Annotated in this window: 11 protein-coding genes; 8 read left to right on the top strand and 3 right to left on the bottom strand. The window is 43.5% G+C overall.

What is annotated here, in order from left to right; translation table 11 throughout:
• Positions 1-215: 215 nt before the first annotated feature.
• Complete coding sequence (gene rpsD, locus RH061_RS17925; RefSeq protein WP_079510073.1) at positions 216-818, bottom strand: 30S ribosomal protein S4; 603 nt, start codon at positions 816-818, stop codon at positions 216-218.
• A gap of 454 nt (positions 819-1,272) precedes the next feature.
• On the opposite strand from rpsD, the gene RH061_RS17920 reads away from it, so the two are divergent.
• Positions 1,273-3,168 (top strand): sensor domain-containing diguanylate cyclase, encoded by a 1,896-nt coding sequence (locus tag RH061_RS17920; RefSeq protein WP_311072199.1) that lies wholly within the window; start codon positions 1,273-1,275, stop codon positions 3,166-3,168.
• Between the two features lie 137 nt (positions 3,169-3,305).
• Positions 3,306-4,517 carry a methionine gamma-lyase gene (megL, locus tag RH061_RS17915; RefSeq protein WP_311072197.1) on the top strand — a complete coding sequence of 404 codons (1,212 nt, stop codon included), beginning with the start codon at positions 3,306-3,308 and terminating at the stop codon, positions 4,515-4,517.
• Positions 4,518-4,575: 58 nt separating this feature from the next.
• Here megL and RH061_RS17910 read toward each other — a convergent pair whose 3' ends face one another.
• Positions 4,576-5,058: a GAF domain-containing protein gene (locus RH061_RS17910; RefSeq protein ID WP_311072195.1), complete on the bottom strand. Its 483-nt coding sequence runs from the start codon at positions 5,056-5,058 to the stop codon at positions 4,576-4,578.
• A 153-nt stretch (positions 5,059-5,211) separates the two neighbouring features.
• On the opposite strand from RH061_RS17910, the gene refZ reads away from it, so the two are divergent.
• On the top strand, positions 5,212-5,847 hold the full coding sequence (gene refZ, locus RH061_RS17905; RefSeq protein ID WP_311072194.1) for a forespore capture DNA-binding protein RefZ: 636 nt from the start codon (positions 5,212-5,214) through the stop codon (positions 5,845-5,847).
• Positions 5,848-5,872: 25 nt separating this feature from the next.
• Here the strand turns inward: refZ and hisJ are convergent, their stop codons facing one another.
• Positions 5,873-6,670, bottom strand: coding sequence for a histidinol-phosphatase HisJ (gene hisJ / locus RH061_RS17900; protein WP_311072192.1), 798 nt, complete (start codon positions 6,668-6,670; stop codon positions 5,873-5,875).
• A gap of 204 nt (positions 6,671-6,874) precedes the next feature.
• On the opposite strand from hisJ, the gene ezrA reads away from it, so the two are divergent.
• The 5 genes from ezrA (at position 6,875) to mbcS (ending at position 13,122) form a co-directional block, all read left to right on the top strand.
• The gene (gene ezrA, locus RH061_RS17895) at positions 6,875-8,566 is read left to right on the top strand and encodes a septation ring formation regulator EzrA (protein ID WP_311072190.1); all 1,692 of its coding nucleotides are present in this window, start codon (positions 6,875-6,877) and stop codon (positions 8,564-8,566) included.
• 141 nt (positions 8,567-8,707) lie between these two features.
• Positions 8,708-9,853, top strand: a complete 1,146-nt coding sequence (locus tag RH061_RS17890) for a cysteine desulfurase family protein (protein WP_311076448.1) — start codon at positions 8,708-8,710, stop codon at positions 9,851-9,853.
• Positions 9,850-11,058, top strand: a complete 1,209-nt coding sequence (gene thiI / locus RH061_RS17885; protein ID WP_311072189.1) for a tRNA uracil 4-sulfurtransferase ThiI — start codon at positions 9,850-9,852, stop codon at positions 11,056-11,058. Before RH061_RS17890 ends, thiI begins: the two co-directional genes overlap by 4 nt.
• A 91-nt stretch (positions 11,059-11,149) precedes the next feature.
• The gene (locus tag RH061_RS17880) at positions 11,150-11,356 is read left to right on the top strand and encodes an alpha/beta-type small acid-soluble spore protein (protein ID WP_023626976.1); all 207 of its coding nucleotides are present in this window, start codon (positions 11,150-11,152) and stop codon (positions 11,354-11,356) included.
• A 185-nt stretch (positions 11,357-11,541) separates the two neighbouring features.
• Entirely contained in the window at positions 11,542-13,122 is a 1,581-nt protein-coding gene (gene mbcS / locus RH061_RS17875) for an acyl-CoA synthetase MbcS (RefSeq protein ID WP_311072185.1), read from the top strand.
• The last annotated feature ends 111 nt before the right edge of the window (positions 13,123-13,233 follow it).

Here is a 13,233-nt window from a genome sequence, read left to right as displayed (position 1 = left end):
TGATCTCCTTTAGATAATCTACATTTTTAAATTTAGTTAAGCGTCTGTCCACAAATGTTTTTATTTTTTTTAAAAACGTCCCCCCAAAACCTCCCCCAGATCGTTGGGGGAGAATACATTATTCTACAAAGCAGAAAATAAACAAAAAACCCTAGAACCATTGATATATCAAGGTTTCTAGGGTTTTTGAATATGCTATTTACAAAGCATATTAATTAACGAGAGTAGAATTCAACGATAAGAGCTTCGTTGATTTCAGCTGGAAGTTCTGAACGCTCAGGCATACGAGTGAAAGTTCCTTCTAGCTTGTCTGCATCGAAAGTCAAGAAGTCAGGTACGAAGTTGTTTACTTCGATTGCTTCTTTAACTACATCAAGGTTGCGAGACTTTTCACGAAGTGTGATTGTCTGGCCAGGAGCTACGCGGTAAGATGGGATATCTACGCGTGCGCCATCAACCATGATGTGGCCGTGGTTTACTAACTGGCGAGCTGCACGACGTGTGCGAGCAAGACCAAGACGGTAAACAACGTTGTCAAGGCGAGCTTCAAGAAGAATCATGAAGTTTTCGCCGTGCTTACCAGGCATTTTGCCTGCTTTGTCGAACAAGTTACGGAACTGGCGCTCAGTAACTCCGTACATGTGGCGAAGCTTTTGCTTCTCTTGAAGTTGCAATCCGTATTCGGAAAGCTTTTTACGCTGGTTAGGACCATGAGGACCTGGTGCGTAAGGGCGTTTTTCTAATTCTTTACCTGTACCGCTTAGTGAAATTCCAAGACGGCGGGATAGTTTCCAGCTTGGGCCGGTATAACGAGCCATGAATGACTCCTCCTTAGTTTTTATTTTGTAAAATAAAAACAGATTGTGATTGAACATTTATGGGTATTTTGTTTTCATGTACCTTCGCCCTAGCAGCAGCGGGTTACGAGATACACCATCAAACCTGGTTTGAGGAACAAAATACATACATAATGTAGACCACATAGGCTGCGATATTTTACACAAAGAGTATTATATAATTTTTGTTCGGGAAAAGTCAAGGGTATATTAAAATTCATTCCTTTTTTATCTAGCTTTCTTTGCTAAAAAGTTTGCCTTTTATATCATACTATTTTACTAGGTCTATGGTATAATGAATAGTAATTGTTTTATTTTTCAAATATTTGGATATTGCCTTGCCACGTGATGGATCATGTTCGTTTATTCAGGCTGCTGCCTGTCAAAACAGCTACTTACAAATCGCTGTTAAGTGATTTTAAAACAGGTGATATATATGGAAGAATTATTAGAACGGGAAATTATATTAGAACTGAAAAGCAAATTTTTCGATTTGATCAGCACTGGCAGATTCTCTTTTTCTTCCTCAGAGGTTCTCTCGCAAATGATGGCTATTTTGAAAGAACTCCTGAAAGCACATGAGGTCGACTTTTACAGCTGCCAGGAATGGAATCAAGAGATGTACCTGGAGACAACAACCCGCCTATCGAGTGATGACAGGGTTTTGGAAACCTTTCCTCATTGTCTTGTGAATGAACTCGCAGCTAAACCTTATGCCTTCATTAAATATCCAGAATCCATGCCCGAGCATGAATTGCTGCTCGTTTTAAAAGCTAATGAAAAACCAATGGGGCTGTTCGGATTTCAAATGAACAGTGACACCCTAAACTCTTTATCAGATCGCTTCCTCGATAAGCTATCATCTGAATGCAATGTGTTCATTGAGAAAGTGCGAAGCCAGGCTGAAACATTGGAGGAAGAAAAACGGTATAAGCAATTATTCAGGGTGACGAAGAAATTCCATTCAACCATGGATATGGATGCCGTGCTGGGTGAAATCATCTCCACCCTAAGGGAAGTATATCCCTCCTTCACCTATTACCTGCTGTTGTCCCATGACCATAAGGGATATGGTGGACTGCCGGTTAGAGACCTTGAATATGATAGCGATAACCTTACGGCGATGCAATCATATGTAAGCGGGCAGATTCAGTTCGAGGATTCAGTCATCGATAAAAATTCAATCATGTACGCCCCTTTAAAAGGAAAGCAGGGGGTTTACGGTGTTTTGCAGGTCATTGCCCCTAACTCACTCGTTTTCCCGCAAAATGAAGTAGAGTTTATCAAGCTGCTCGCCAATACTGCAGGGAGTGCGCTCGAAAATGCCAAGCTTTATGAGCAATCCAGGAAATTGATTGCCGATTTGCAGCTGATCAATGAAACTTCACACCAGCTGAATACGAGTTTGCGCCTGACAGATACGATGAAATTTATCTGCGGGCAAATCATTAAGTCCTTTAATGCCCAGGAAGTCGGATTCATTATGCTAGATGAAGAGCATGATGATTACTCCGTCCTCAAAGGAAGCACCAGCTTTTTCTTTTCAAAAGACGCTTCCAACTATATATTGAGGGTCGCAAATCAAATCAGGCAGGGTATGGAGCCATTATTCCTTGGAGATATATCTGATGATCGCGAAGACTCTCCCCTGCACTTCCACTCGATAATGGGTGTTCCGATGATCCAGAGCGGTGAATTAAAAGGATTTGCGCTCGTCATGCATGAAGACCCTTATCACTTTGCGTTTGATACATTTAAGCTGCTCCAGTCTCTCATTCACCATTCAACTCTTGCTTTCACCAATTCAATGCTTCGGGAAGAGCTGGAGAAAATGGTAGTGACCGATCATTTGACGAAGCTGTATTCTCGCGGATATTTGGATGAAAAAATGAATCTTTCCATGCTTGAAGACCAGCAGGGAACCTTTATTTTAATCGATATCGATAATTTTAAAAGTGTGAATGATCAGTATGGCCATCAGATTGGAGACGAAGTGCTCATTCAGCTGGCTCGACAGATTGCCAATAATATCCGCGGCACGGACATTGGTGCGAGATGGGGAGGAGAAGAGCTGGCGATTTATTTGCCGGGAGCCCCACTTGAGACCGGTGTGATGATCGCGAATAGGCTTGTAGATAAAGTAGAGAAGAACACGAACCCGAATGTCACTGTTTCATGCGGTGTATCCACATGGATCAGGGGACAGGAGGACACAACCAAGACTGTGTTCAAAAGGGCCGACCAGGCTTTATATGTTGCAAAAGGATCTGGCAAAAATAAAGTTGTCGTCCAGAATGAAAACAATTTTGATTTTAGTGGCACTCAGGAATGAGTGCTTTTTTCATTTAATGAGTCACAGTACTTTTTGCTGAGGTGTGAGAGAAATTACTTTCATTAAACAGGCAAATATCATATCCTGATTATGGGGGTAAATTGTAAGCGTTTACAGAATATATAGGAGGAATCATAATGGGAGAGAAAAGATTCGAAACAGAAGTAATCCATTCCGGATATAAATCGGACGAATTCAGGGGGAGTCTTGCACCTCCATTATTTCAAACTAGTACGTTCACTTTCGATAGCGCTGAACAGGGTGAAAGGCGCTTCGCGGGCGAAGAGGAAGGGTTCATCTATTCACGTTTAGGCAACCCTACCGTCGCAATGCTGGAAGAACGGATGGCGACGATTGAAAAAGGGGAAAAAGCCCTTGCGTTTGCATCAGGGATGGCTGCTGTCTCTGCGATATTGGTAGCACTGACACGTACCGGAGACCATATTCTATGCTCACAGGGAGTGTATGGGTGTACGTTCGGACTTCTTCAGCTGATGAAAGAAAAATATGAGATTAACCATGATTTTTCAATGATGTCGACGAGAGAAGAAGTATTGGCTGCCATTACCCCAGAGACAAGAGTCATCTATATCGAGACACCGATTAACCCAACAATGAGACTTGTAGACCTGGAAATGGTCGCGGATGTAGCGAGGGAAAAAGGAATTCCGGTGGTTGTTGATAATACATTCAGCTCGCCTTATCTGCAGAACCCGCTTGAGCTTGGATGTGATTTTGTTATCCATAGCGCAACGAAGTATATTTGCGGACATGGTGATGTCATTGCAGGGTTAGCAGTCGGACCGAAGGAAATCATGTCTAAAATTGCCATGACGACGCAAAAGGACATTGGCGGTGTCATCTCACCATTTGATGCATGGTTGTTGCTTCGCGGCCTGAAAACATTGCCAGTAAGGATGGACCGCCATTGTGACAATGCTGAAAAATTGGCAGAGTATCTTTCTGGCCATCCTGCGGTTGAAGAAGTCATTTTCCCTGGCGATCCCAAGCACCCTGATTATGCAATCGCGAAAAAGCAAATGCGCAAGCCGGGCGGCCTTATTTCCTTCAAAATCAAGGGAGGACAAAAGGAAGCGCAGGCCTTCATCAACAAGCTGAAACTGATTAAAATTGCGGTTAGCCTTGGGGATGCAGAAACATTGATCCAGCACCCGGCGACAATGACTCATGCCGTGGTACCGAAAGAAGCAAGAGAAAAAATGGGTATCAAAGACAATATGCTCAGGCTTTCTGTCGGATTGGAAGCATGGCAGGATATCAGAGATGACCTGGAGGCGGCATTCGAGGCTGTCAGGAAAGAAAGTACCATGGAATCAGGATCGATTTAGTTCTTTAACAAAACCCTCCCGGAAGACGGGAGGGTTTCTCTATGGTCTATGTTAAAAACTAATTTATATACTGTACCAGCACTTCAACGAATTCCTCGAGTTTTTGCTGATCCAGCTCATCAAAGCGGTTTTTTTCCGGTGAATCAATATCAAGGACGCCGATGATTTGCCCGTCTTTGATCATTGGAACGACGATTTCCGATTGTGAAGCGGCATCACATGCGATGTGGCCAGGGAATGCATGGACATCTTCAATTCTCAAAGTTTCCTTCCTGGATGCGGCTGTTCCGCAAACTCCTTTGCCGAGCGGGATTCTCACACAGGCAGGAAGGCCCTGGAATGGTCCGAGGACAAGCTCTCCATCCTCCATCAGATAAAAGCCGACCCAGTTGACGCGATCGAGAAATTGGTTCAATAAAGCTGAAGCGTTGCTGAAATTCGCAATCGCATTCTTTTCATCCTCTATCAAAGCTTTAAGCTGCTTGATCAATAAATCGTAATTTTTTTCACGGCTGTCGCTGTATGTTTCGACTTTAAACACAGTTTTTCCCCCTCATTCCTGAAGTTTTAATCTACATTGTATCAAAAAACAGCGAAACAATGGAGACTTTGTCGAGTTTTTTATAAAGGAAATTTAAATCATTTCCAGAAAGGTAAACAGTAAGGTTAATTGCGGAAAGTGAGGGGCGGAGCAATGAGAAAAAATTCAAAAGCTGCGATTATTGATGCGGCCATCTACTTATTCAACACGAAGGGGTTCAATGGGACATCAGTAAGGGATATTGCAGCAAAGGCAGACGTGAATGCAGCGAATATCTCATACTACTTCCGGAATAAAAATGGACTCCTCGAAAAATGTTTCACCGTTTTTTTCGAAAGCTATCTTGAAGAATTGGAAAAAGGCTTTTCACTGCTGGAATGCGGTGCGGAGTTATCCCTGAATGCCATGGTAGACAATGTATTAAGATACCAATGCCAGAACATCCAATTGACAAGATTCATATTAAGGGAGATGACGATCGATTCCCAGATTGTCAGGGAAATCATGTCCACCTACCATGTAAAAGAACGCTATATGTTTAAAAAGGTCCTTGAGGCTGGGATGGAGAATGGGGAATTCAAGAAGCATTCCATCCAGTTCAGCATTTTACAGTTAAAAGGACTGCTATCGATGCCATTCTTGAACACCCATTATGTGACAGAGGTTCTGCATGTGCAGCCGCATGAAAAATACTTTGCGGATAAGTACAGCCATGAGCTCTCACAGTGGATCAAGGGAACCCTTGGTACAGGCCATCAAATCCAGGAGAAAATGTTGATCAATATATAGGAAACCGGTCAAAATGCCGGTTTCCTTATTTTTTTACTAGCATCCTATCAAGCCCTTGTCCCAGCTCCTTCGCCTGGTGCGCATCAGATCCATATACAAGCTTGATTCCGAGCTTTTTAGCCTCCCTGACTACCCAGTCTGGCGGGTATGGCTCACGGCATAATGGTTTTGCAGTTCCCGCCCCGTTATAATCCAGTTCATAGCCTTGCTTCGAAACTGTCTCCAGGATATCAAAGATCTCATCAGCACAATCCTTTTCAATTGGATATTTAAGGCGGAACTTATTCGCCAGGGTAATATGCCCGATTCTTTTTGGCTTATATGGTCCCAGGTCAGCATGTATGGATTTCAAAACAGTTTGATAGTAGTGTCGATGAATATCTTTCACTGATCCGTATTCTTTCACCATTTCCCCGAAGTTGTCTGGACTGTAATCAAGGCAGCTATAACTTCCATCAGGATTTTTCAAAAAGTGTACCGATAGAACGGCATCATCCAGGCGTGGTCCGAATTTATTAAGCAAATTGGCTGTTTCAATTTCGTATCCTTCGATATAATCTATTTCGAAGCCAGTATTAATCTTTATTTTTCCTCGGTAGCTTGCCTTTGCTTCCTCGATACTTTGAAAATATCGGTCCAAATCCTCATAACGCATTGCGCTATCTTTCATCGGTGTAGGATCAAGGAATCCTTGTGGCAAAGGGGCATGCTCTGCGAAGGTGATTTCCGTGTAGCCAAGCTCCAGTGCTCTCTGGATATAATCATCTAATGAATCTTTCGTTCCATGCGGGCAAAAAGATGTGTGGACATGGCCATCTTTCATGACTCCAGGCCTCCTATCGTAAGATCTTATGCAAGATTTCAAGTTAAATCGGCTTAATTCGGATAATTTCAACAAAAAATATGAATTTAATAGTCAAAAATTGTCGTTTACATGGTAATATAAATACATTATACACGCATTTATCCATTCATTTTATATAGAAGAATTCAGAACTTGGAATTTGTGAGGCCAGGGGGATAACAAATGGAGTACATAATTGGCGGAATTATTTTATTAATAATGCTTTTTTTAGTCGGATATTTTATGAAACGAAAGTATTACAGCGAGGTCGATCGGTACGAATCATGGAAAATAGATATCATGAACCGGCCGGTAATGGATGAGATGTCAAAAGTGAAACAGCTGAACATGACAGGCCAGACTGAGGAGCTTTTCGAACGCTGGCGCCAGGAGTGGGATGAGCTCGTGACATCCAAGCTGCCGGGCATCGAGGATTATCTGTTTGACGCGGAAGAATATATCGATAAGTACAGATTCAAAAAGGCGAAGGAATCTCTGGCAGTCATTGACCGCAAGCTGACGGAAACGGAAGATAAAATCAAGAAGATTCTCGGTGAATTGAATGAGCTTGTCGGAAGTGAAGAAAAGAACCGCGAAGAAATCGATGGCCTGAAGGAGCAATACAGAGAAAATAAGAAAAATCTTCTTTCACACCGCCACAGCTTCGGAAGCGCGGAGGCAAGTCTGGAAGAGATGCTTGAAAACATCCAGGCTAAATTCATTGATTTTGATGAGAAAACAGAGAATGGCAACTACCTTGAAGCAAGGGAAACGGTTCTGTCTATACAGGCAATGCTTGAAGAGGTATCCAGGAAAATGGAATCCATTCCTGCGCTGCTGCATGATTGCCAATCGGCGATTCCGGCACAGGTTAGCGAGCTGAAGGACGGAGTCAGAGAAATGACTGCGCAAGGATATGTTCTTGACCATCTGAACGCAGACAAAGAAGTTGAGGCAATCAGCAAAGAATTGGCTGATCATAAGACATCACTTGAAAAAGGCGATGTCGAAATTGCTGAACAGGGCATCCAGGGGTTAAAGGAACGTGTTGAGAAGCTATTTGACCTCCTTGAAGAGGAAGTACTGGCTAAGCAATACATTACGCAGACGGAGCATGAGGCAAAGGAAATCCTTGTAAAAGCCATAACTGAAAGCAAGACGCTCAAAGAAGAGACAAAGCATATCCAGGAGAGTTATCACCTTAATGATAAAGAGCTTTCAGCGCAGACAAATGTGGAGCAGCAGCTCAAGGGCCTTCTAAAGCGATTTGAGCTGATCGACCACAGAATAACTGAAAATGATACAGCTCAAAGCTTGATTAAACAGGAGCTTGAAGAAGCGAAAGAGCAGCTTGATCAACTTGTCGAAGAGCAAAAAGTATTGATGGAAAAGTTGAGTGCCCTCAGGAAGGATGAAATACTGGCCAGGGAAAAGGTTAGGGACCTGTCTAAAAAGATCTCTGAACTGATCCGCACCGTATCCAAAAGCAATATGCCTGGATTGTCCCAGGACTACAAATATCTTCTTGAAGATGCCAATGAAAGCATCAAACAAGTCAATGAAAAGCTTGAGGAAAAGCCGCTTGATATCCCTGTTCTCCAGCAGTACCTAGAAATCTCTGTGCTGACAGTTGATAAGCTGGAAGCGGCGACTGAAGAAATCGTCGAGACCGTCATGCTGGCCGAGCGGGTCATCCAATATGGAAACAGGTACCGAAGCCGATATCCTTCGGTTGACCGCGGTCTTCGCGAAGCAGAGGAGCATTTCCGCAATTACGATTATCGTGACGCACTAGAACAGGCGGCCACTGCAATTGAGGAAGTGGATCCTGGTGCCCTGAAGAGAATTGAGCAAATGTTATCTGAAAAAGAGTAATGTAAAACATGGGTCTCCGAAATGGAGACCTGTTTTTTTGGCAGATAGGGTGACTCAGGGCATACTACAAAATATTAATCATGTTTATTTTTCATTCTTATGATAAGATTTTTAGTTAGCATTAACGACAGGGGGGATATGATGATTTATTTAGACAACAGTGCCACAACCAAACCCTATAAAGAAGTATTGGATTCATTTTTAAAGGTATCAGAGGAATTTTTCGGAAATCCTTCCTCTCTTCATAAAATCGGCGGACAGGCAGAGAAGCTGCTTCAGCAGGCACGTTCCCAGGTGGCCAAGCTCCTGAATGTAAAAGAAACGGAAGTCCTGTTCACGTCTGGAGGAACAGAAAGCAATAATCTTGCGATAAAAGGGATCGCGTTGGCCCACAGGGAAAGAGGCAGGCATATCATTACCAGCGGCATTGAACATGCTTCAATCCACAATGCCATGGTGCAGCTTGAATCGCTCGGCTATGAAATAACCTATGTAAAACCCGATTCTGATGGCTTCATCTGTGCGGATACGATAGAGAGAGAAATGCGTGATGATACCATCCTGGTGTCCGTGATCCATGTTAATAATGAAGTCGGCACGATTCAGCCAGTAAAGGAAATTGGAAAACTTCTTAAGAAGTATCCTAAAGTGTTCTTCCATGTTGACTATGTTCAGGGAGTAGGAAAGGTGCCTTTAAACTTTTATGAAGCCGGAATCCACTTGGCTACCATTTCAGGCCATAAGTTCCACGGACTGAAAGGGACTGGTGCATTGTTCATAAAAGAAGGCGTCACTTTGTCACCATTGTTCTCCGGCGGGAATCAGGAATGGAAGCAGCGCAGCGGAACAGAAAATGTAGCGGGCATGGTTGCGATGGCAAAGGCGCTGAGGATGACGCTTGAACAGAGAAAAGAAAAGCTGAATCAAATGGTGGCAGCTATGGAAAGATTAAGAAATGGCATCAGCCAAATCAAGGAAATAACCATCCACACGCCAAAGGAAAATCATGCACCCCATATCCTCAACTTTTCAATCAAGGGATTGAAGGCGGAAACTTTCGTGCATGCGCTGGAAGAAAAAAATATATATGTATCGACGACAAGTGCTTGCTCATCGAAAAAGAAGGCTGCGAGCAAGACTTTGCTGGCAATGGGAGTTCCTCAGGATGAAGCGGAAAGCGCAATCAGGGTCAGCCTGACATTTAGCAACACAGTAGAAGAAGCAGAAATCGCCGCAAAGGCAATTGCAGATACAGTAAAACATTTAAGCGAGGTAGTAAAGAAATGATGTATGACCGTATATTGGTTCGGTATGGAGAAATATCGACTAAAGGAAGAAACAGAAATAAATTCATCGATCGTTTAAGAAAAAATATCAAAAGGGCATTAAGCGACTTTCCGAATGCAGCCATCAAAGCAGAACGAGATCGCATGTTCATCCTTCTGAATGGTGAAGATAGCGACGGGGTTGGAGAGAAGCTGAAAGGAATCTTCGGAATCCAATCCTTCAGCCCGGCAATGAAAGTCGAGAAAGATCTCGAAAAAATGAAAGATGCGGCACTCGAGCTTTTCAGGAAAATCCATAAGCCTGGCCAGACCTTTAAAATAACTGCTAAACGGTCGGACAAGACATTTGAGCTGGATACGAATGGAATCAATTCAGAATTTGGCGGCCATATTTTAAGAAATATGGAAGGTTTGAAAGTAGATGTACGGAAGCCGGATATAAACCTCCAGATAGAGATCAGGAAAGAAGCTGCATATATCTCAGCTGAAACGATCAAGGGTGCCGGGGGGCTTCCTGCTGCATCCGGTGGTAAAGGGATGCTGATGCTTTCCGGTGGGATTGACAGCCCTGTTGCCGGCTACCTGACCATGAAAAGAGGACTAGAAGTGGAAGGTGTCCATTTTTTTAGTCCGCCTTTTACAAGTGAACGCGCCAAGCAAAAGGTAATCGACCTTTCTGAAAAGCTTGCCGAGGTTAATGGCCATTTTGCGCTTCATATTGTTCCATTCACAGAAATCCAGCAGGCCATCCATAAGCAAATTCCGGAAAACTATACGATGACAACAACAAGAAGGCTGATGCTGCGCATAACGGATGCCATCAGGGAAAAGCAGGGCGGCCTTGCGATCATCACTGGTGAAAGCCTGGGGCAGGTGGCCAGCCAGACGCTTGAAAGCATGTATGCCATCAATGAAGTGACTACAACGCCAATCATTCGGCCTTTAATAACAATGGACAAGCTGCAAATCATGGACATCGCCCATGAAATCGATACACATGATATTTCCATTCGACCATATGAGGATTGCTGTACCGTATTTGTTCCTTCTTCTCCAAAAACAAAGCCTAAACTGGATAAGGTCCAGAACTATGAGAGCTTTTTTGACTTCGAGGAAATGGTCCAGAGGGCAGTCGAAGGAACAGAAAGAATCATCCTTAAACCGGCTTCTGAGCGTGAAGATAATTCCATGAATGACCTATTTTAAAAAATGATAAATTTGTGAACAATTACCAATTAAAGTTTTGAATTAAGCCATGTGTTTCTACACATTCTATACTCACAAGGAGGTGAAACACATGGCAAACAACAACAGCTCAAATCAACTTCTAGTACCTGGAGTATCACAAGCTCTTGACCAAATGAAGTACGAAATCGCTTCTGAATTTGGTGTACAGCTAGGCGGAGAAACTACTTCTCGCGCTAACGGTTCTGTAGGAGGAGAGATCACTAAGCGTTTGGTTCAAATGGCTGAACAACAACTTGGTGGCGGATTCTCTCGCTAATTAAAAAATGAATAATATGGCTACAAGGAGCGGGGCAGATGCCCTGCTCTTTTTTTATGCATAAGGAAATTTATTATTCTAAAAAAGTGTTATCATATAATTTTAAATTTTTGAATAATTTTGTATAATGGTAAGTGGGGATAGACAAGGCATAGCAGCCTTAAAAAATTTTGAGGGGGAAGAGTATGAACAGAGAACAATTGATTGCGCCGCAGAAGTATAATCTCGTGTCTGAAATGGAGCGTTTCGCTCAGGATCAGGAAAGAAAAGCGATTATCTGGGAAAATGAGGCGGGCAGTACAAAAGAGATTACATACCGGGAACTACTAAATAATGCGAATAAGATTGGAAACGTTTTCTCGAAGCATGGCTTGCAGCAGGGGGATGTCGTACTGGTCGTTGTGCCAAGGTTGATTGAGGCCTATCAGGTATATATTGCGTCATTGAAAATGGGATTGGTCGTCATTCCAAGCTCGGAAATGTTGAGAACGAAAGATTTCCAATATCGGATCAATCATGGCGATGTTAAAGCGATTGTCAGCTATGCTCCTTTTACAAAAGAATTCGCTGGTATCGAGGAAGCTGATCATCTGCCGAAGTTCGTGATTGGAGATCAAAAAGAAGGCTGGATCCACCTTGATGAAGAAATGAAAACGGCATCGAAGGAGCTTCAGCTAGCAGATACACAGCGCGATGATATGGCTTTCCTCAGCTATACTTCCGGCACGACCGGCAATCCAAAAGGAGTTGTCCACACGCATGGATGGGCATATGCGCATCTTCGCACAGCAGCGACAACCTGGCTTGGCATCGAGGATGGGGACACTGTTTGGGCCACTGCAGGTCCGGGCTGGCAAAAGTGGATCTGGAGCCCGTTTTTATCCGTTATGGGTACAGGGGCAACCGGCCTTGTTTACCAGGGGAAATTCGAGCCGCAAAAATACTTGTCACTTCTACAAAAGTATAATGTAAATGTCCTTTGCTGCACACCGACGGAATACCGTCTGATGGCGAAGGTGGAAAACTTAAGTGATTATAATCTGCCAGGACTGCACAGTGCCGTTTCGGCAGGAGAACCGCTAAATCGTGAAGTAATCGATACATTCAAAAAGCATTTCAATGTCGAGGTGCGCGACGGTTATGGCCAGACGGAAAACACTTTGCTGGTCGGCGTAACGAAAGGCATGGAATTAAGGCCGGGATCGATGGGCAAGCCGACACCGGGAAATACCGTCGAGATTATCAATGAAAATGGAGAGCCTTGTGCTCCCGGCGAAGTCGGCGATATTGCTGTCCATGTTGATACACCGGCATTGTTCAAGAACTATTACAAAGACCCAGAACGGACCGCCATGCAGTTCCGCGGCGATTACTACGTAACAGGGGACAAAGCCAGCAAAGATGAAGAAGGCTATTTCTGGTTTGAGGGCCGCGGCGATGACATCATCATCAGTTCCGGATATACGATCGGGCCTTTTGAAGTTGAGGATGCACTTGTCAAACATCCATATGTAAAAGAATGTGCCGTGGTCGCATCACCAGATGAAATCCGCGGACATATCGTCAAAGCTTTTGTTGTCCTGCGTGACGGTGTCAGTCCTGATCAGGAGAATCTTGTCGCTGAGCTTCAACAGCATGTGAAGGATTTGACAGCACCTTATAAGTATCCAAGGAAGATCGAGTTCCTGGAAGAACTTCCTAAAACCACTTCCGGTAAAATTCGCCGCATCGAACTACGCAAGAAGGAATTGGAAGGCGCAAAATAAATAGTGAAAACAAAAGGCAGGCCATTGTGCCTGCTTTTTGTATTTAATTATGTAAAAATCAAAGAATGCGTTGAAGATGAAAACTTGGGTATATTTTAAAGTAGAAAGGGT

The sequence above is a fragment of the Mesobacillus jeotgali genome (genome assembly GCF_031759225.1).
Taxonomy (GTDB): Bacteria; Bacillota; Bacilli; order Bacillales; family Cytobacillaceae; genus Mesobacillus; species Mesobacillus jeotgali_B.
This window is presented reverse-complemented; position numbering and strand designations above follow the sequence as displayed.

Bases quoted from the DNA above. Each gene is read 5' to 3' on its own strand.
- ezrA (WP_311072190.1), top strand. From the start codon at position 6,875: ATGGAGTACATAATTGGCGGAATTATTTTATTAATAATGCTTTTTTTA.
- megL (WP_311072197.1), top strand. From the start codon at position 3,306: ATGGGAGAGAAAAGATTCGAAACAGAAGTAATCCATTCCGGATATAAA.
- refZ (WP_311072194.1), top strand. From the start codon at position 5,212: ATGAGAAAAAATTCAAAAGCTGCGATTATTGATGCGGCCATCTACTTA.
- RH061_RS17890 (WP_311076448.1), top strand. From the start codon at position 8,708: ATGATTTATTTAGACAACAGTGCCACAACCAAACCCTATAAAGAAGTA.
- hisJ (WP_311072192.1), bottom strand. From the start codon at position 6,670: ATGAAAGATGGCCATGTCCACACATCTTTTTGCCCGCATGGAACGAAA.
- mbcS (WP_311072185.1), top strand. From the start codon at position 11,542: ATGAACAGAGAACAATTGATTGCGCCGCAGAAGTATAATCTCGTGTCT.
- RH061_RS17920 (WP_311072199.1), top strand. From the start codon at position 1,273: ATGGAAGAATTATTAGAACGGGAAATTATATTAGAACTGAAAAGCAAA.
- rpsD (WP_079510073.1), bottom strand. From the start codon at position 818: ATGGCTCGTTATACCGGCCCAAGCTGGAAACTATCCCGCCGTCTTGGA.
- thiI (WP_311072189.1), top strand. From the start codon at position 9,850: ATGATGTATGACCGTATATTGGTTCGGTATGGAGAAATATCGACTAAA.
- RH061_RS17880 (WP_023626976.1), top strand. From the start codon at position 11,150: ATGGCAAACAACAACAGCTCAAATCAACTTCTAGTACCTGGAGTATCA.